General features: G+C 58.0%; 17 protein-coding genes and 1 pseudogene. 10 read left to right on the top strand and 8 right to left on the bottom strand.

Annotated features, from left to right (window positions below; translation table 11 throughout):
* The first annotated feature begins 271 nt into the window (after positions 1 to 271).
* Complete coding sequence (locus tag B3M52_RS02780; RefSeq protein WP_228209896.1) at positions 272 to 1,819, top strand: peroxidase family protein; 1,548 nt, start codon at positions 272 to 274, stop codon at positions 1,817 to 1,819.
* Positions 1,820 to 1,883: 64 nt separating this feature from the next.
* On the opposite strand, the gene B3M52_RS02775 is transcribed toward B3M52_RS02780, so the two are convergent.
* Positions 1,884 to 2,159: a YebG family protein gene (locus B3M52_RS02775; RefSeq protein ID WP_007152627.1), complete on the bottom strand. Its 276-nt coding sequence runs from the start codon at positions 2,157 to 2,159 to the stop codon at positions 1,884 to 1,886.
* A gap of 206 nt (positions 2,160 to 2,365) precedes the next feature.
* On the opposite strand from B3M52_RS02775, the gene B3M52_RS02770 reads away from it, so the two are divergent.
* Genes B3M52_RS02770 through B3M52_RS02755 form a run of 4 tightly spaced genes read left to right on the top strand, consistent with a single transcriptional unit; the run spans position 2,366 to position 5,716 of the window.
* Complete coding sequence (locus B3M52_RS02770; RefSeq protein WP_164732149.1) at positions 2,366 to 2,968, top strand: LemA family protein; 603 nt, start codon at positions 2,366 to 2,368, stop codon at positions 2,966 to 2,968.
* A complete protein-coding gene (locus B3M52_RS02765) occupies positions 2,968 to 3,723 on the top strand; it encodes a TPM domain-containing protein (protein ID WP_036209438.1) in 756 nt (251 codons plus the stop codon). Before B3M52_RS02770 ends, B3M52_RS02765 begins: the two co-directional genes overlap by 1 nt.
* Before the next feature lie 59 nt (positions 3,724 to 3,782).
* Positions 3,783 to 4,409, top strand: a complete 627-nt coding sequence (locus tag B3M52_RS02760; RefSeq protein WP_036209441.1) for a TPM domain-containing protein — start codon at positions 3,783 to 3,785, stop codon at positions 4,407 to 4,409.
* 50 nt (positions 4,410 to 4,459) lie between these two features.
* Entirely contained in the window at positions 4,460 to 5,716 is a 1,257-nt protein-coding gene (locus B3M52_RS02755) for a DUF5610 domain-containing protein (protein WP_169052524.1), read from the top strand.
* A gap of 4 nt (positions 5,717 to 5,720) precedes the next feature.
* Here the strand turns inward: B3M52_RS02755 and B3M52_RS02750 are convergent, their stop codons facing one another.
* Positions 5,721 to 6,635: a glutathione S-transferase family protein gene (locus B3M52_RS02750; protein WP_136633681.1), complete on the bottom strand. Its 915-nt coding sequence runs from the start codon at positions 6,633 to 6,635 to the stop codon at positions 5,721 to 5,723.
* Positions 6,636 to 6,843: 208 nt separating this feature from the next.
* On the opposite strand from B3M52_RS02750, the gene B3M52_RS02745 reads away from it, so the two are divergent.
* Complete coding sequence (locus B3M52_RS02745) at positions 6,844 to 8,526, top strand: AMP-binding protein (protein WP_286748680.1); 1,683 nt, start codon at positions 6,844 to 6,846, stop codon at positions 8,524 to 8,526.
* A 93-nt stretch (positions 8,527 to 8,619) separates the two neighbouring features.
* Here B3M52_RS02745 and B3M52_RS02740 read toward each other — a convergent pair whose 3' ends face one another.
* On the bottom strand, positions 8,620 to 8,817 hold the full coding sequence (locus B3M52_RS02740; RefSeq protein WP_036209452.1) for a hypothetical protein: 198 nt from the start codon (positions 8,815 to 8,817) through the stop codon (positions 8,620 to 8,622).
* A 126-nt stretch (positions 8,818 to 8,943) separates the two neighbouring features.
* Here B3M52_RS02740 and B3M52_RS02735 point away from each other — a divergent pair, with 126 nt between their 5' ends.
* Positions 8,944 to 9,837 (top strand): LysR family transcriptional regulator, encoded by an 894-nt coding sequence (locus B3M52_RS02735; protein WP_036209455.1) that lies wholly within the window; start codon positions 8,944 to 8,946, stop codon positions 9,835 to 9,837.
* Between the two features lie 20 nt (positions 9,838 to 9,857).
* Here the strand turns inward: B3M52_RS02735 and B3M52_RS02730 are convergent, their stop codons facing one another.
* A complete protein-coding gene (locus B3M52_RS02730; protein WP_075197031.1) occupies positions 9,858 to 10,511 on the bottom strand; it encodes a lysozyme-like domain containing protein in 654 nt (217 codons plus the stop codon).
* A 213-nt stretch (positions 10,512 to 10,724) separates the two neighbouring features.
* Between B3M52_RS02730 and B3M52_RS02725 the strand changes: the two genes are divergently transcribed.
* Both B3M52_RS02725 and B3M52_RS02720 read left to right on the top strand, forming a co-directional pair.
* Positions 10,725 to 11,543 (top strand): DUF2059 domain-containing protein, encoded by an 819-nt coding sequence (locus B3M52_RS02725; RefSeq protein WP_286748679.1) that lies wholly within the window; start codon positions 10,725 to 10,727, stop codon positions 11,541 to 11,543.
* 74 nt (positions 11,544 to 11,617) lie between these two features.
* A complete protein-coding gene (locus B3M52_RS02720) occupies positions 11,618 to 12,796 on the top strand; it encodes a M24 family metallopeptidase (RefSeq protein WP_286748677.1) in 1,179 nt (392 codons plus the stop codon).
* Positions 12,797 to 12,809: 13 nt separating this feature from the next.
* Here the strand turns inward: B3M52_RS02720 and B3M52_RS02715 are convergent, their stop codons facing one another.
* From B3M52_RS02715 to B3M52_RS02705, 3 genes and pseudogenes are all read right to left on the bottom strand, one after another.
* Positions 12,810 to 13,589, bottom strand: coding sequence for a substrate-binding periplasmic protein (locus tag B3M52_RS02715; protein WP_286748676.1), 780 nt, complete (start codon positions 13,587 to 13,589; stop codon positions 12,810 to 12,812).
* Between the two features lie 92 nt (positions 13,590 to 13,681).
* Positions 13,682 to 14,638, bottom strand: a complete 957-nt coding sequence (locus B3M52_RS02710; RefSeq protein ID WP_286748675.1) for a succinyl-CoA synthetase subunit beta — start codon at positions 14,636 to 14,638, stop codon at positions 13,682 to 13,684.
* Positions 14,638 to 14,922: pseudogene (locus tag B3M52_RS02705) on the bottom strand (peptidylprolyl isomerase); the annotation flags it as partial. The gene B3M52_RS02710 and the pseudogene B3M52_RS02705, both read right to left, overlap by 1 nt.
* A 186-nt stretch (positions 14,923 to 15,108) precedes the next feature.
* On the opposite strand from B3M52_RS02705, the gene B3M52_RS02700 reads away from it, so the two are divergent.
* Positions 15,109 to 16,695: an ABC-F family ATPase gene (locus tag B3M52_RS02700; RefSeq protein WP_036209478.1), complete on the top strand. Its 1,587-nt coding sequence runs from the start codon at positions 15,109 to 15,111 to the stop codon at positions 16,693 to 16,695.
* Here B3M52_RS02700 and B3M52_RS02695 read toward each other — a convergent pair.
* A complete protein-coding gene (locus B3M52_RS02695; RefSeq protein ID WP_286748673.1) occupies positions 16,686 to 17,591 on the bottom strand; it encodes a haloalkane dehalogenase in 906 nt (301 codons plus the stop codon). The genes B3M52_RS02700 and B3M52_RS02695 overlap by 10 nt on opposite strands.
* Positions 17,592 to 17,599: the final 8 nt, after the last annotated feature.

Below are 17,599 nucleotides of genomic sequence, written 5' to 3'. Positions count from 1 at the left end.
CTGTCAGCAATGTATGCAGGCGTGCTGTTTTCCGGCGGTCGTGGAAGTTGTCCAATGTTGGCTGTCGGTCCTGAATGCGCCTGGCTGGTGTTGTTAACTGCCTGTTTGAGCATGGGATTCCGATGGACCCGTAGTTCGGTTTTTTCACTCGATATCTCGCTGGCATGGAAGCTGCTATTTCCCTGGGGCTCGTCGCGAAGGGCACGACGCCCTGGCCGTTGTTCGCGGCTTCGACGGTCTGAGGACCTGATAGTCCAAATGGGAGAGAGGAATGAATATCAAGGAAACGTTCGAAACGAGCGAAAAAACGTACAAGAAAGTCAACATGTGTCCCGGCCATGGCATGGGCGGACGGCACCCGTCACGCAAGGGGCTTGACCAGTTATCCGGCCACGATGACCCAGGCATGTTTGGTCGTATGTTTCCGGGCCTGTCGGCCCTGGATGTACCAGATAACAAGTTACAGGCGCTGGCGGAAGCCATGCTGGATCCCGATCCGACGGACAGTTCACTGGACAATCCGGGCATTCCGGGCGGTTACACCTACTTTGGCCAGTTTGTCGACCACGACATCACGCTCGATCTGAGCTCTTTGTCCGATAAGAAAAGGGACCCGCTGGGACTGGAGAACTTCCGTACCCCGGCGCTGGACCTGGATAATGTCTATGGTCTCGGCCCTGACGGCTCACCCCATCTATATGCCAGGAACCCGGCGGACCCTTCGCAACGTGGTCCCAAGTTGGTGATTGGCCGGAACATCAACGTCGATTTTGGTGGCATCACCGGCGATTTTGCCAACGACCTTCCCCGCAGCCCGGAAGGCGTGGCATTGATTGGTGACCCGCGCAACGATGAAAACCTGCTGGTTGCGCAGACCCACCTGGCCTTCCTGAAGTTCCATAACGCTGTGTGTGACAAGCTGCAGAGCGAGGGCGTAGCGGCTGAACAGCTCCTGACTGAAGCCAGGAAAACCGTGACTTACCACTATCAGTGGATGGTGCTCCACGACTGGATGGAGCGTCTGTGCGGGGAAGGTGCGACCGACCGAATTCTCAACGATGGCCGGCAGTACTACCGGTTCAAGAAAACCCCTTACATGCCGGTGGAGTTTTCAGTGGCGGCCTATCGTTTGGGGCACAGCATGGTGCGCCAGCGCTATAGCCACAACCGAATCTTCGCGGATACCGGTTTTGATCTGTTGTTTGCGTTCTCCGGACTGTCTGGGGACATTATTGGAAATCTCGCACCGCAGCCTCCCACCGGGCCAACGCCAGTCAGTGTGTTGCCCAGCAACTGGATTATCGACTGGCGTCGCTTCCACGACCTTGACCGTCCATCGTCGATGCCATTCAATCCGTCGCGGAAACTGGACCCGTTGTTGGTGGAGGAACTTCATAATCTGCCGGGCGGTGGCGGTAACCTGGCTTTCCGTAATCTCAAGCGCGGCGTGAGCCTGGGCTTGCCCTCCGGCCAGGATGTGGCCCGTGAAATGGGCGTAGACAATGCGTTGACTGCCGATGAAATTGCGACCGGGCCGGATGGCGAGGAAGCCAAGCGCCAGGGGCTGCATGAGTCAACACCGCTGTGGTACTACATCCTGAAGGAAGCGCAGGTGAAAGAGGCCGGTGACCGGCTGGGCCCGGTTGGGGCAGCCATCGTGTCCGAGGTGTTCGTGGGGTTGATCCACGGTGATCAGCAGTCGTTCCTCTGGCAGGAGGGCAAAGACTGGAAACCATCCCTGCCGGCAGCCACGCCAGGAACCTTCACCATGGCGGATATGTTGAGGTTTATTGGGGATATCAATCCCCTGGGAGACTGATCCGCGCAGACGTACCGAGGCGGGGAGGCGTGTGGTGAATGAGCGCCTCCCCGCCCATTCTGGGTTATGCGTCGGTGGTTTCGTTCAGCAATGAGGGTTTTTTCAGGGCCTTGGCGAACAGGTCCTTTTCCTCGGCAATGGCGAGTGCCGCTTTTTCCGCCATGGCTTCATCCAGGCCCTCAACTCGCGCCTGTAGAAACTGGGTGATTTCCTCGGCCAGTTCCAGGACTTTGTCCCGGGCATCGGCTTCCGCTTTGGACGAGAAGAGCATTGTGTCGGGGTGTTTCAGTGCCATCTCCAGTCCATCCCTCTCCGAGTAATACAGCGCTTGTACGGCCATGACGTTCTCCAGTGTGTTCCCGCACGTTGTCGTGTCTGGTGGGGTTCATTGAATCTGCGGTGAGTATACTTAAGGCATCTGTATATGTATACAGTGTTTTCGGCCGCCTGGGCGGCAGATGTCGGGCGGAAAAATGTGATAGTGTCTTAGGCCGACGATGACCAGACCCACCATCAAGGAACCGATACGCTATGCACGACCGACCCATGGCCAGCCCAGGCCGAACGCCCTTTCAGCTTGCTGCTCTGGCCTTGCTGGCCATGCTGCTCACCGGCTGCGGCATCAACAACATTCCAACGTATGACGAGCAGGTTAAATCAGCCTGGGCGCAGGTGGAGAACCAGTACCAGAGGCGGGCGGATCTGGTGCCGAACCTCGTTGAAACGGTGAAAGGTTTTGCGGATCAGGAACAGGAAACCCTGACAGCAGTCACCGAAGCGCGTTCAAAGGCGACCTCTATTCAGGTCGACGAAAGCATTCTCAACAACCCCGAGAAGCTGAAACAGTTCCAGCAGGTTCAGGGTGAACTCAGCAGTGCGCTCAGCCGCCTGATGGCGGTTTCAGAGCGCTACCCGGATCTGAAGTCAAACCAGAACTTCCTGGCGTTGCAGTCGCAACTGGAAGGTACGGAGAACCGTATCTCGGTCGCAAGGCGTGACTTTATCCAGGCGGTTGAACGCTACAATACGGAAATCCGGACCTTTCCAGGCCGTCTCTGGCACAGCATGCTTTACAGCGACCTTGAGTTGAGGGCCAACTTCGAGGCCACTACCCCCGATGCCCAGGAAGCGCCACAGGTGGAGTTCTGATGCCTGTTCGTTTCCACCCCGTTATCGTTTTTCTGGCCTTGATTGTGCTGTGCCAGGCCAATGCCCAGGCGCAATCCACTCCTGATTTCCCCGACCTGACCGGTCGCGTGGTGGACCGCGCCGACATGCTGCCCGCCAAAGTTGAACGTCGCCTCAGCCAGATGCTTGAGGCCCACGAGCAGTCAACGACCGAACAGGTGGTTGTGGTGACGCTGCCGAACCTTCAGGGCTATGCCATTGAAGACTTTGGCTACCAGTTGGGTCGTCACTGGGGAATTGGCCAGGAAGGTGAAGACAACGGTGCGTTGCTGTTGGTAGCCAAGGATGAGCGGCGGATTCGCATCGAGGTTGGCTACGGCCTCGAAGGTCGACTGACCGACGCCACATCCGCCACGATTATTAATCAGATCATTACCCCGGCGTTCAGGCAGGGGGATTTTGCCACCGGCATTGCCAACGGTGCTGCGGCCATGGTTCAGGTATTGGGTGGTGAGCCACTTGCGGTTCCGAAGTCCAGTCGCCAGGCAGCCGAAGACGATCGGCCCCATCCGGCGTTGGGCATCCTGTTTTTCGTCATTGTGCTGATTGCGTTCTTTAGAGGCGGTGTCGGCGGGGGCCGTGGTGGCCGCAGTGCCCTGCTGGCCGGTGCGCTCGCTGGTGGTCTTGGTGGAGGTCGCGGCGGCGGTTTTGGCGGAGGTGGCTTCAGCGGCGGAGGCGGTGGCTTCGGCGGCGGTGGTGCCTCCGGCGGTTGGTAAACCAGCGACTCAACGCGAGTAGACAGCGAACCTATTGATTCAGCAACACCGGAACGAACATGACGTTACTAACAGACAGTGAGCAACAACAGGTGGCTTCGGCCATCACAGAGGTGGAGCGTGAGACCGACGCGGAACTGGTAACGGTTCTTGCCGCAGCCTCCGATGATTATTCCTATATCCCTCTGCTCTGGGCCGGGGTTATTGCACTACTGGTGCCCGGAGCGATCAATTACTTTACCGGTTCGTTGGGCGCGGACTGGTTGCTGGTGGTTCAGTGGGTGACCTTTATCCTGTTATGCCTGTTGTTTCGGTTTCCGGGTGTGGGGCATCATCTGGTTCCAAAGGCTGTTCGCTTCTGGCGGGCGTCCAACATGGCCCGGCGGCAATTCCTGGAGCAGGATCTTCATCACACCCAGGGCGGCGTTGGCATGCTGATTTTCGTCTCGGAAGCGGAACACTATGTTGAAATTCTGGTGGATCAGGGCATTGCCGATAAGGTCAGCGACGGCGTTTGGGAAGAGATTGTCGGCACCTTTACCAACCAGGTTCGCAGTGGCGATACCCTGGCCGGCTTCCTCGGTTGCATCGAAAGTTGCGGCCAGCACCTGCGGGAGCAGTTGCCCGCAACCCGCGAGAAAAACGAATTGCCTAATCATCTGGTGCTAATACCGAAACGTTCTTAATGCCTGCCGCCGGTCTGCCGATAAACAGGGGCAGGCTGCGGAAGCATCCCATGTCCTGCCTGCAGACAGCGCTGATGAGGGGTGAGGGTATGGTTTCTCCAATTAATATTCCCGGTTCCGGAATGCCAGGTCGCTCCGGCGCGGAGCCATCGGGAAGCCGGTCGACAAACAATGCCCCCGAGCCTACCAAGGTCCGGGAACAGGGCAGGGGGGCGATCCGCACGCCCGAGGATGCTATTAACGCACTTCGAAGCAGGCTTGAACAACAGCTTCAGCAACGACTCGGGGCATCCGGCCCCGACGCATCTGCCTCCACCCGAAATCGATTCGAACCGCCGACAGCCGCCGACGTGGCCAGCCGCGTGCTGGGCTTCGTCCAGCAGCGCCTGCAAAAGGAAGCGGCTGCCGGTGCAGACTCGGAGCGCCTGGCAGGCCTGCTTTCCGATGCACGCCGTGGTGTTGAGCAGGGGTTCTCCGAGGCGCGGGAGCAGATCGAAGCCCTGGGGTTGATGACGGACACATTGAATCGTGATATCGACGACAGCTTCACGCGCATCCAGGACGGTTTGTCTGATCTGGAGTCGCGGTATCTGCAAAACGGGATGCCGTCAGAGAGCCGGGTAGCAGCGGCGATGGTGGAGAGCGCCAGCAAAGAGTCTTTTGCGTTTGAGGTCACCACCCGTGACGGCGACCGTGTGACCGTTCGCATGGAGGAGCAACGCTACTCGGCAATGTCGGCAAGTGCCCGCGAGAGTGATGGCGTCCGGTCTGAAGAAGTACGCTCGGCCAGCCTGTTTTCGGGGCGTTATGCGTTCTCGGTGGAGGGCAGTCTGGATGACGGCGAGAAGGCCGCGCTCGCGGATCTTTTTGGCAAAGTGCAGCAAGTGTCTGGCCGTTTTTTCGACGGCGATATCCAGGGTGCCTTTCAAGCGGCCCAGTCGTTGAGACTGGGCGGGGATGAACTGGCGAGCTTCAGCCTGAACCTCTCTGCTACCCGGATGGTGTCTGCCGCTGCTTACGAGTCTGTATCCCGTGAGCCTTCATCCGAGCCCTCCGCAAACATGCAGTTGCGACCGCTTGGCAGTCTCGCCCGGGATATCCAGGGGCTTGCTCAGGAGTCGGTTGCCAAAGGCATGGACCTTCAGGCAATGGAAGGGCTCATGCAGGAACTGCTGGACGATATCCAGCGGCTCCAGGACGAGCGGGGCGGCGAAAACAAACCCGCGCCGCGCTCGTTAATGGATGATTTCCTGTCGTCAGTGTTGGCCGCTTTCGAAAGTGCCGGCCAGAAGGGCGAGCCGGCTTGAGGCATCAGGCCGGCTTGATTGCATAACCCTGTTTCGGGAAGTGGACATGGACCTGCCCGACACGCGCGTGGGAACGCTCCAGAGTCAGGGTTTGCTCATCTGCGAACACCAGGCGTCCTGCGACCGGGTCGCGCCCGTAGTCATCGGGTGCGACTTCGACATTCTTTCCTGTTAACTCATTACCACCGGCAGACTCAATGGCTCGCGGCGTTTCATTGCGGGCAATGTCCAATGCCTGGTCAGCGGTGATTTCACTAGGTTTGCCGTGTCCGAAGGCTTTCATTCGCTCCAGCCACGCTGCCACGTTGGGAGCGTCCCGCAGCCAGGGTTTGCCCGCCAGATCGCAGACAAACCACAGGCCATGGTAGGCCGAAAAATCAGCGATGCAGGGAGTATCGCCGAACAAGAAGTCTTTCTCCAGCATCGACTCCATGGTTTCGATGTGCGCCATAACCTTGGCTTTTGCCTGCGGCCCTCGTACCGCTTTCACGCGGGACTTTGTGCCCATGGTGATGCGGTCCTTGAGGAAGCGTAAGGCGTTCAGCAGCGACGTGTCGCGGATCAGCTTTCGCAGCATGCGGCCATCGCTGGCGGCAATCACGCAGGCAAGAAACACCTCAAGGTCCGTGGTGTGCACAAAGTCGATGACTGCTTGCGGCTGGTTGGCCAGGCTCAATTCCGGTTTGCCACTCAGGCGTGCGATTTCGTCAGCGATGGCGCGGCTGTCGCAGAACACATCGGCGCCACTCTGGGCCACGGGAACTTTGCGGTAACCACCCGCCAGCGCGGAAAGCATAGGCCGGGGCGGCATTTCCCGGACGATAACAGACTGCCAGGAAAGGCCGGCGTAGCCGAGCATGGCCCTAACCTTTTCGGAAAAAGGCGACATGGCGTAGTGGTACAGAATGAACTCTTGCATGGGGAAACCCATCCTTATTTGGCAATGTTATCTGGCGCGATCCGGGAGGTTACCCTGCAATCCTGTCGGGCGAAAGGCCGGGAGTTGTCCGTGTGGGCCAGCTGGCCCGTCACCATCGCCCAGGCTTGAGGAAACGGGAAATACAGGTACTATGCTTTAGTTGCCCAAAAATAACGTCAGAAAAGACGACAACAATAAGGAGCCCTTGATGGCTGCAGACAGCAACAAGCAAACGTCCCTCCACTGCCTGTATTACTGGGCAAAGCAAACCCCCGACAAGGTATACCTGACCCAGCCATTTCCGGATGGCACCACCGAAGACATTACCTGGAAACAGGCCGCCGACCAGGTGTCCCGGATGTCGGCTCACTTGGCAACACTGGGCCTGCCGGAACGCAGCAATGTCGCCATTCTTGGCAAGAACAGTGCGCACTGGATCCTGTCAGACCTCGCCATATGGGCTGCCGGCCACGTTTCAGTTCCGCTATATCCGACGCTCAATGGTGAGACAGCTGCGTATGTGCTGGAGCACAGTGAAGCGAAACTGCTGTTCCTGGGGAAGTTGGACGGCAAGGCGGACGGCTGGAACGATATCAAGGGCCACATTCCCAGAGACCTGCCGGTTATTTCTTTGCCGATGTCGCCCCGGGACGACACGCCGAAATGGCTGGACGTTATCGCCCAGCAGCAGCCGGCCGAACCCAGCTTGCCGGACCCTGATGACCTGGCCACCCTGGTTTATACGTCTGGAAGCACCGGTCGCCCGAAAGGCGTTATGCACAGTTTTCGCACCATGATTTCCGTCGCCGATGGGCTGCAGCAGATATTCCCTGTCACCCAGGATGAAAGAATGCTTTCCTATCTGCCTCTTGCCCATGTTGCTGAACGTGCGGCGGTGGAAACCCAGTCGCTTTATTACGGATTCCACCTGTATTTTGCCAATTCCCTGGACACCTTCCAGGAAGATCTGCAAAGAGCCCGGCCGACCCTGTTCTTCTCGGTGCCCAGGCTGTGGATGAAGTTCTACCTGGCCATCAACAGCAAGTTGCCGCCGAAGAAGCAGAAGGTGCTGTTCAATATTCCGGTACTGAACAAACTGGTGAAAAAGAAGGTATTGAAGCAGTTGGGCCTGGATCACTGCCGTGCGGCCCTCACGGGGGCGGCACCGCTCTCGGGTGAAATTATTGGTTGGTACAGGAACCTTGGGCTGGAGCTGCTGGAGGTGTATGGGATGTCGGAAAACTTCGGCTATTCTCATGCCAATCGCCCGGGCCGGGCCAAGGTGGGTACCGTGGGTGTCACCAATCCTGGTGTGGAGCATCGTCTGGCTGAGAATGGCGAAGTGCAGGTCAAGAGCCCCGGCCAGATGCTGGGCTACTATAAGAACGAAGAGAAAACCCGCGAGGACGTTACCGAGGATGGCTTCCTTAAAACCGGGGATATGGGAGAGATCGACAGCGAGGGGTATCTGCGCATCACTGGCCGCGTGAAGGATCTTTTCAAAACCTCCAAGGGCAAGTATGTGGTGCCAGTGCCCATCGAAAGCCGTTTTAATCATCCCAAGGCAGAGGTTGTGTGCGTGGCGGGAGCCAACCAACCTCAGCCCTGCCTGATGGTACTGTTATCCGAAGAAGCACGGGAAGCGCTGGAAGCAGGAGGCAGTCGTGATGAGCTGGAGAGGGAGCTGGCTGCGGAGCTGGACGCCGTTAACAGTGGGTGCGAGGCTCATGAGAAGCTGGCGTTCGTGGTGGTGGTGAAAGAACCCTGGACCATGGAAAACGGTATGCTCACACCCACCATGAAGATCAAGCGAAATGTGATCGAGGACTTCTACAACCGCAAAATGGACGAGTGGTTTGGCAAGAAGCAAAAGGTGATCTGGGAGTTCTGATCCCCAAAACGAAAACACCGGTGAGCCTGGATATCCAGGGCCACCGGTGTTTTCGAAATCTGTCTTCCCTTACTTTCCCATACAGGGACGGGCTTAGTGCTCGCCCTGCATCATCTGGGGCATCTCCGGCGACGCGGTTGCTGCCCTCTTTCTCCAGGAATTCATCTTCCGGCTGATAACCTGTACGGCTTGCTTTGCAGCTGCACGGGTATATTGGCGCCTGACCTCAGTACTGTTGTGGAGGATACTGGACGGCAGCGGGTGTACGGTTGCGATATGGTCTTGAGTCATAGCGCCTTCCTCCTTATCTGGTGGATTAAAATATTGGTTAGCTGACTATATAAAGAAGTTTACGGCTTCGTATTTGCAGTTTAAATACGTTAAACTCCGTACTCACGTTGCAAATATGCAGTATCTATGGATTGGGATTATCTTCGATATATACACGCCCTGGCAATAGGGGGAACCCTTGCCAAAGCCGGTGAGATACTGGGCGTTCACCAGACCACGGTGCTTCGTCGCCTGGATCAGATGGAAGAGCAGATGGGCGTTCAGTTCTTTGAGCGCAACCGGGATGGTCTGCAACTCACACCCGTGGGTGAAACCGCATTCCGCGAAGCTGAAAGGCTGGCCGCCGATATGGAAAATCTTGAACGGCAGTTGGTCGGGCAGGATTCAGCGCCCGTCGGTAAGGTCCGGTTGGCGGCCACCGACACCATGGTGAATGCCCTTATCAGTCCGATGATTGCAGAGCTCGTCCGGGAATACCCGGACATCGAACTGGAAGTGCTCACCGACAACGATGTGCTGAACCTGAGCCACCGCGAGGCAGACCTGACACTGCGTCCGGTAAACAAACCCCAGGCCACACTGGAAGGGGAGCGCATAGGCACGATCGAGTCGGCCATCTACGCTGCTACCAGCTACCGTAAGCGTCATACCGACCTGGACCTTGAGCATTCGCCGGAGCAGGCGCTCTGGATTCTGCCGGATGAGAGCTTCAGCCACCTGGCGACGGGGCGGTGGTATCGCAAGCACCTGAAGAACGCGTCGTCCATCATCCGTTGCAACAGTCTCCAGGCAATGCACGCCCTGGCGCGGGCCGGGGCAGGGCTGGCGGCATTACCCTGCTACTTGGGCGACAGTACCAAGGAGCTGACGCGCCTGTCGGAGCCACTTGAAGGCGAGGGCGTTGACCTGTGGCTGATGGTGAACCACGACACGCAACAGATGGCACGGGTACGGATTGTAATGGAGTTCCTGACCGCCAGGCTGACCCAACTGACACCCCAGGTGGAAGGCGAGAGCTGACGCCGAATCATTGTCTGGGCTTACCAGTCACCACAGAAGGGCCAGAACTGGTAGAAACGCCAGCACTGGAATTCTTCCTCGCAGGTCTGGAGCTGGCGGTCATAGCGGAAGGCCCGGTTCTGGACCCGTGTGGCCAATGACCTTACCTCCGGCTTGGCGAGGTAGCTCTGTCGCTGGTAGCCGGTCCTGCCTTCGTGGTAGGCGAGGTAAAGTTTCTCGGGGCTGGTGAGAGGAATGCCCACTTCTCTGCGGGTCAGGTGGTTATACCAGCCCACGAAATCGAGTGCGTATTTCATGTTGGTTCGTACCACGGACAGACCGTCTCCGTTTGCGGCCAGGTACTCGGCCCACGCCGGGTCGAGCGCCTGGGCGTAGCCGTAGGCGGATGTTGGCCGGCGCCAGGGAATGAACCCCAGCAGGCGGGTCCGTGGTGGACGGGCATGACTGCGAAACGACGATTCGTAGTAAACAAAAGCCATCTGCGTTGCAATCGGGGTGCCCCAGCGCTCCCGTGAACGGCTGGCATAGTCGTACCATACCGGATGCTCACGGAAGATCTCACAGACGTCGTCCGGGTTTGCCGGTGGGTCTGGCTCCAGCAGGCTGAAACGCATGATGGCGACAATGGCGATTGCCAGCCCCAAGCCCAGTGTTGGCAGGCCATACCACCGCATTCGGGACTTCCAGATTTTCACCCGGTTGCTTTTAAGTCGTCCAAGTCGTCCAGGTCGTCTGTTTTTCGGTCGATTACGGCGTTTCTTCATGGGCGGGACCGGGCCCTGTCACTCCACACTACAAAATGGTCATCTGTTACTGGCCGGCTTTGCTTGCAGCTCTCGCCAGCTCCATGGCATAACAGACCCTCGTTATCAGAGGATACTAGGTTCATGCGCACACTATCCCAAGTTAAACCGGCATTACTTTTTCTTTTGCTGGTCTGTGGTTCTGCCACCGCAAGCCCTTTGGCGGACTCGGTGCTCCGGGTGTCGCCCATTGATGAGGTTGTCGCCCAGTACCCGGCGATGATGAGCCAGGGCATCCGCCAGGGCCTGAAACAAAGCGGGCGGGTTGAGCCGTTTGTTGCCAACACCATCAGCAGTGTTGTGAGTAATGCGTTCAGTGTTGCCGAGATTCGCGCGCGGCTGGTCGAGGGCCTGGACCAGGGGCTCAGCGAGGGGCAGTTGAACTCGGTACTGGCCTGGTATGAAACGCCGCTGGCGGAGAAAATTTCCAAGGCCGAGGTGGCCGCCTCCAACCCCGACTCCTGGAAGCAGGTAGAAGCCAATGCCGCGGCGTTGCAGGAGGAATACAAGGGCAGCGAAAGGGCCAAACTGTTTACCCGCTTTGACCGGGCTGCCCGTGCAACGGAGAGTGCCGTGGATACCACCGTCGCTGTCCAGTTGGGTTTAGCCTCTGCCATGGCAGCGTTCAACGGTAGCAAAGGCCCAACCTTCGAACAGCTTCAGCAACAGATCGAGAACCAGCGTGGCATGTTGCGGGGCATGGTCGCCCAGCAGGTCTACGATGGCTACCTCTACACCTATCAGGATCTCAGCTCTTCCGAATTGAAGAAGTACATCGAGTTTCTCGAAAGTGATGCCGGCTCGGCATTCACCCGCGTGGTTACCAACAGCGTTCAGCGCTCGATCACGGACCCTGTGGAGTCCATAGGGAACCAGTTGGGGCGCTTTTTTAATCGGCGGTGACACCGCGAAAGATTGAAAAGCCCCTGTTTTGGGTCCAGTCTCCAGTAGTCACTTTCCGTAACGGAGACGGCCCCATGGATTTCAATGCCTACCAGCAAACCCTGGCCACCGAACTCAGGGGCCGGGAATGCCCCTTCCCTGAGGCGGAGTACCAGCAGCGTCTCAAACACCTTCGCGCCAGGATGCTTGCGGACGGTCTCGGAGCTGTTCTGTTAACCGACCCGTCCGATCTGTTTTATCTGACCGGTTACAGTACCTTTGAAGTCTCCGTTCACGTCGCCCTGGTGGTCACCGCCGATACGCTTACCCTTCAAGTACCCTCCATCGAAACCGGTCCCGCCATGGTTACCACACGGGTCGATCACGTTATCGGTTACCGTTGGGAAGGCGTGGGCGATGTGTTGGATCCCCTGGCACACGCGCTGATAGGGCATGGCGGAAAGGTCGGCGTTGACTACTGGCATGGCTCGCTCCGCCAGGGGGTCCTGGAAGGGCTCAAACAGCGACTCCCGGACACACAGTTTGTGGATGCTTCAGGCCTGTTGAAAAGCATCCGAATTGTGAAATCAGCGGCCGAAATTGATTGCCTGCGGCACAGCGCCCGCATAACGGGGAAGGGCATCGAAGCCGCGGCAGCGGCCATCCGCCCCGGGATGACCGACAACGACATAGCGGCCATCGGCGCAGAAAGCCTTCTGGCGGGCGGAAGTGAGTTTATGAGTATGCAGCCTATCGTAACGGTGGGGCTGCGCAGCAGTGTCATCCATACCAATCACAAGCGGTGCAGGATCGAAGACGGTGATACGGTGTTCCTCGAGTTTGGTGCTGCCTGGCAACGTTACACGGCACCGATGATGCGTACGCTGGTGGCGGGTCATCCCTCGGCCAGGATGCGGGCCGTTTTTGACGGCTGCCGTCGCGTGGTGGATGTCCTCAAGGCGTCCATGGTGCCAGGCCGAACCTTCGATTCCGCCGCCAGGGCTGCGGAGCAGGTTATGGCTCCACTGGCCAGTGAGGTGTTTTTCTCCGGGGTGTTTGGCTACACGGTGGGGGCGCAGTTTCCTCCTTCATGGGTGGAGGGCTCCGGTTTTATAGCCCGGGGAGAGTCGACGGTGTTCCAGCCGGGAATGGTGTTCCACCTGCCCATATGCCTCAGGATTCCGGGGCAATGGGGCATGGGTTGCAGCGATACGGTACTGGTGGGCGAGCATGGTGGTGAACCGCTGACGGCCAATCCCTGGCGGCTCGACTGAGTTCAGCCGGCTTTTACCTCACTTTGTTCAGTGATGCCTGGGGCCTGGTTTCAAAGTAGGTGTCATAGCGGCCATTTTCACGGAATATCTGCAGGCGCTTGTTGAATGCCTCTAGCAGGGCTTGTGTCCCCGGTTCGTTGGCTGGAAACAGCAGGAAGCTTTGATTCTCCAGAATGGGCTCCGGGTGGTGGGTAATCCGGCGGGCTTCCTGTGGGTCTGTTTCCCGGCGAAGAATGTAGTAGCCGACGTTGATTTCTTCCGGGAAAGCATCAATCCGGCCAAACAGCAGGCGGCGAAAATTAAGTTCCGTGGAGGCGACCCATTCCACGTTCAGAATCCCGTTCTCGATTGCACGATCAAACTCAGGGCCGTAGCTGTACCCGATGCTTCCTCCAAGCTTAAGGTTGGCAAGGTCCTGCATCTGGTTCCATTCAATGGGCGTGTCCTTGCGGTAGAACAGCACGAAGCGTTCGTTCATCACCGGTTCACTGTAGATAAAATCTTTCTGTCGGTCGGCGGTGTGCATCCAGATTGCAGTGGCGTCGTGCTGGCCAATTGCGGCTTCCCGGTAAGCGCGTTTCCAGGGCCGGAAGTGAAACTCCACTTTGTAACCTTCCGCAGCGAAGATGTCCCTGACCAGCCGTGCAACTGTGCCTTGACCAGGCTCGCTTTCCACGAAAAAAGGAGGCCAGTCGCCAACGCTAATGCTCAATGGTCGCTCACCATCATTCGCTAATGCCAGAGTTGACCACAACGCAACCAGCGCAACGAAATACGCTTTTAAAGCTTTCATGCAATCGCCTACGCAAAGATACTGCACAAATAGGCAAGGGGATACCTTACGGACGCTTCTCCTTTTGATAGTAGACCAGGGATGATGATCCGTCATTCCAGCCGAATGTCACGCAGATAGAGGGTTTTGGGTTCCGGCAACGCAACCGTGAACAGAATTAGCCGTCTGATGGCCTGCATATTCATTGATCGGCTTTCGGGGGCTGCCTTGATCCTGTCGAGGTCCAGTTTGAATTGGTTGGGTCCGGGAGTCAGGGGAAGGCGGGTGTTGAAGCGGTCATTGTAGTTGTTGTCGCCCAGGTCATGCTCCATGTCGTTGATTCTCAAAATCATCGGCAATGGGTGGTCCTGAGGGTTGTACAAGTCGATGACGAGGCGGTCATAGTCGCGCCAGTCTTCGGGTAAATTGTGTAGGGAAACTCCGGAATAATGCGCTGTGGACAGGGATATCCTGAGTGCGCGCTTGTGGGTGTCTATGGCATGGTCGGTTACGGGCGCTATGACGCCATCCCAGAATGGTGAGGGATCTGGCTGGCGGAAGTCGTAGAGTGCCGGCAGCAGTTGGCTGACGTGGTACTGCTGAATGGCGACCCTTGCCGTGGCACCGATTTCGGCGGCCAGTAGCGCAGCCACGATGAGCCTCAGTGGCCAGACCACCGGCCGTGACTTCCGGGTGAGTGAGGCCCGTGGCCGCAGGGCCAGGATGGTCCATACGCCCACCTGGTTGCGTAGGATATCCTGCCAGTCCATCTGGCGGCTGGTTCCGTGTTGTAGCAGTTCGATACCGGTGCCAAGCAGGAGTACGGCAAGTGTGCCGATGCCCCAGAGAGTCCAGCCCGTCCAGATCCGCCAGGGCTGAATGGCGAGGGTCAGCAGAGCAAAGAACAGAATATGCCCGAGATTCCAGGCTGATTTGAACAACGGCCCGTCGGACCAACCGGGGCCGCCGACAAAAAACAGAGGGGCAATCAGAATCATGCCCGCAAAAGCCAGATACCGGAGTATCTGGGTATTGCGGGCGGGCCGGTACGCTGGCAGGTTTAAAGCCATCAGCTCCGGCTGGTCACTTCCAGCAGGTGGTAGCCGAACTGGGTTTTCACCGGGCCGAGCACCTTGTTCACTTCACCACTGAAAACCACCTTGTCGAATTCCGGAACCATCTGGCCCGGGCCGAAAGCGCCCAAGTCGCCGCCGTTGCGGCCTGAGGGGCAGGATGAATGTTGCTTCGCCACTTCCGCGAAGTCCTGGCCGCCTTCAATGGCTTTCTTCAGTTCTTCACATTTTGCTTCGCTGTCTACAAGGATGTGACGCGCGGTTGCCTGTGTCATGGTGTGTTTCCTTTTTTCGAATGAGGATCATGTTGCGATCACCGAGGGTGAAATGCTGCCCGCACTGGGCCGTTGAGGCAAGCGCTTTTTATCCGTGTTTTTGCTGTCTCACGGTTTTGGCCACAAACCTGTACAATGCCGGCTTTTCCTTCGCCGGCCCGTGCCCGGTCTTCACTCTCAGCAGGTCTATTCTTGATATCCACCGCGAACATTACCATGCAGTTCGGGGCCAAACCCCTTTTCGAAAATGTGTCCGTCAAATTCGGCAATGGCAACCGCTACGGTCTGATCGGCGCCAATGGCTGCGGCAAGTCCACGTTCATGAAAATCCTAGGCGGCGACCTGGAACCGTCGGCCGGCCAGGTCATGGTGGACCAGAATCAGCGGCTGGGTAAGCTGCGCCAGGACCAGTTTGCCTACGAGGACTGCTCGGTGATTGATACGGTCATTATGGGCCACGAAGAGCTCTGGCGTGTAAAAGCCGAGCGTGATCGTATCTACTCGCTCGCTGAAATGAGCGAGGAAGACGGCATGGCCGTGGCGGACCTGGAAGTGCAGTTCGCCGAGATGGACGGCTATACCGCCGATGCCCGCGCTGGCGAACTGCTGCTGGGCCTGGATATTCCCCTGGAACAGCACAACGGCCCCATGAGCGCTGTTGCGCCGGGCTGGAAACTGCGTGTTCTGCTGGCCCAGGCGTTGTTCTCCGACCCCGATATCCTGTTGCTGGACGAGCCCACCAACCATCTGGACATCAATACCATTCGCTGGCTGGAAAACATCCTGGTGGCTCGCAACAGCACCATGATCATTATTTCCCACGACCGCCACTTCCTGAACAGCGTGTGCACACACATGGCGGATCTGGATTATGGCGAGCTTCGGCTGTTCCCTGGCAATTACGACGAATACATGACCGCTGCCACCCAGGCCCGCGAGCGCATGCTGTCGGATAACGCCAAGAAGAAAGCCCAGATTGCCGAGTTGCAGCAGTTTGTCAGTCGCTTTTCCGCCAACGCTTCCAAAGCCAAGCAGGCAACCTCCCGCGCCCGTCAGATCGACAAGATCCAGTTGGAGGAGGTCAAACCGTCCAGTCGGGTAAGCCCGTTCATCCGGTTTGAGCAAACCAAGAAGCTGCATCGACAGGCGGTAACGCTGAAGGAATTTACCAAGGGCTTCGATGGCAAGCCCCTATTCGACAAAATGAACCTTCAGATCGAAGCGGGTGAGCGAGTGGCCATCATCGGGCCCAACGGCATTGGCAAAACCACTCTGATGCAGTGTATGGCCGGCGCCATGACGCCTGACAGCGGCGATGTTAAGTGGACCGACAGTGCCCAGGTCGGCTACTACGCCCAGGATCACGGCGCCGACTTTGATGAGGACATGGATCTGACCGAGTGGATGTCGCAATGGACCACCGGCGGAGAACAACTGGTTCGGGGAACCCTCGGCCGCATGTTGTTCTCAGGGGATGATATCGGTAAATCGGTGAAGGTCATTTCGGGCGGAGAGCAGGGCCGTATGCTGTTCGGTAAGCTGATCCTGGAAAAGCCCAACGTCATGCTGATGGACGAGCCCACCAACCACCTGGACATGGAATCCATCGAGGCCCTGAACCTGGCGCTGGAAAATTACCCGGGCACGCTGGTGTTTGTCAGCCATGACCGGGAGTTCGTGTCATCCCTTGCCACCCGAATTATTGAACTGAAGGCCGACGGCATAACCGACTTCAGCGGCAGTTACGATGACTACCTGCGAAGCCAGGGTTATGTCTGATCGCTTTCGTCCAGGCGAGCCAACAGGGTATTGATCGCCCCCGCAAACTCAACCGGTGAGTCTTCCTGCAGGAAGTGTCCGCCGGTGAGAGTGGTATGGGGCTGGCCCTTTGCGCCGGGAATTCTCTCCTGCATATAACGGTCGCCGCCCCGGGTGATCGGGTCGCCGTTACTGAAAGTGGTCAGGAACGGCTTCTTCCACTGCTCCAGAACCTTCCAGGCCTCGCGATTGGCTTCACTGGCAGGATTGTCCGGTGTCACCGGCACCAGTTTCGGAAAAGCGCGAGCACCGGCCTTGTACTTCTTGTTGGGGAATGGCGCATCGTAGGCACGACGCTCGTCGGGCCCCAGGGAGCGAAAGCTTCCGGTATTGATAATGCGGGCAATGGGAAACCAGGGACTGTACAGCGCGAAGTTCTTCCACAACTGGAACGCTTTTGGCACGGACTGGTCGCCGGTAGGCAGCATGCCATTACCCACCACAATGGCACGGAACCGCTCCGGATTTTCCGCCGCCAGTCTCAGGCCGAGAAGAGATCCCCAGTCCTGGCATACGAGGGTGATGTTCTGCAGGTCAGTCTGTTCCAGAAACGCCTGCATCCAGTCCATATGGCTCTGGTAACTGTACGCGTTGATATCCGTGGGTTTGTCGGATTTGCCAAAACCGATCAGGTCTGGCGCGATCACCCGGTGCCCTGCCGCTGCACAGATGGGAATCATGTGGCGGTAGAGGTACGACCAGGAAGGTTCGCCGTGCATCATCAGCACCGGGCTGGCGTCCGAGGGGCCTTCATCGACGTAATGCATGCGCAGTCCGTCGACCTCCACGTAATGAGGGGCGAAGGGATAATCCAACAGGCGTTCAAATCGTTTGTCAGGTGTTCGCAGCGCGTTCATCGTGTTCT

The organism is Marinobacter sp. UBA2688, from assembly GCF_002352785.1.
Classification (GTDB): Bacteria; Pseudomonadota; Gammaproteobacteria; order Pseudomonadales; family Oleiphilaceae; genus Marinobacter; species Marinobacter salarius.
Note: the sequence above shows the minus strand (reverse complement) of the source record. Positions and strands in the feature narration are given on the sequence as shown.

Bases quoted from the DNA above. Each gene is read 5' to 3' on its own strand.
- B3M52_RS02780 (WP_228209896.1), top strand. From the start codon at position 272: ATGAATATCAAGGAAACGTTCGAAACGAGCGAAAAAACGTACAAGAAA.
- B3M52_RS02775 (WP_007152627.1), bottom strand. From the start codon at position 2,159: ATGGCCGTACAAGCGCTGTATTACTCGGAGAGGGATGGACTGGAGATG.
- B3M52_RS02770 (WP_164732149.1), top strand. From the start codon at position 2,366: ATGGCCAGCCCAGGCCGAACGCCCTTTCAGCTTGCTGCTCTGGCCTTG.
- B3M52_RS02765 (WP_036209438.1), top strand. From the start codon at position 2,968: ATGCCTGTTCGTTTCCACCCCGTTATCGTTTTTCTGGCCTTGATTGTG.
- B3M52_RS02760 (WP_036209441.1), top strand. From the start codon at position 3,783: ATGACGTTACTAACAGACAGTGAGCAACAACAGGTGGCTTCGGCCATC.
- B3M52_RS02755 (WP_169052524.1), top strand. From the start codon at position 4,460: ATGTCCTGCCTGCAGACAGCGCTGATGAGGGGTGAGGGTATGGTTTCT.
- B3M52_RS02750 (WP_136633681.1), bottom strand. From the start codon at position 6,635: ATGCAAGAGTTCATTCTGTACCACTACGCCATGTCGCCTTTTTCCGAA.
- B3M52_RS02745 (WP_286748680.1), top strand. From the start codon at position 6,844: ATGGCTGCAGACAGCAACAAGCAAACGTCCCTCCACTGCCTGTATTAC.
- B3M52_RS02740 (WP_036209452.1), bottom strand. From the start codon at position 8,817: ATGACTCAAGACCATATCGCAACCGTACACCCGCTGCCGTCCAGTATC.
- B3M52_RS02735 (WP_036209455.1), top strand. From the start codon at position 8,944: ATGGATTGGGATTATCTTCGATATATACACGCCCTGGCAATAGGGGGA.
- B3M52_RS02730 (WP_075197031.1), bottom strand. From the start codon at position 10,511: ATGCGGTGGTATGGCCTGCCAACACTGGGCTTGGGGCTGGCAATCGCC.
- B3M52_RS02725 (WP_286748679.1), top strand. From the start codon at position 10,725: ATGCGCACACTATCCCAAGTTAAACCGGCATTACTTTTTCTTTTGCTG.
- B3M52_RS02720 (WP_286748677.1), top strand. From the start codon at position 11,618: ATGGATTTCAATGCCTACCAGCAAACCCTGGCCACCGAACTCAGGGGC.
- B3M52_RS02715 (WP_286748676.1), bottom strand. From the start codon at position 13,589: ATGAAAGCTTTAAAAGCGTATTTCGTTGCGCTGGTTGCGTTGTGGTCA.
- B3M52_RS02710 (WP_286748675.1), bottom strand. From the start codon at position 14,638: ATGGCTTTAAACCTGCCAGCGTACCGGCCCGCCCGCAATACCCAGATA.
- B3M52_RS02695 (WP_286748673.1), bottom strand. From the start codon at position 17,591: ATGAACGCGCTGCGAACACCTGACAAACGATTTGAACGCCTGTTGGAT.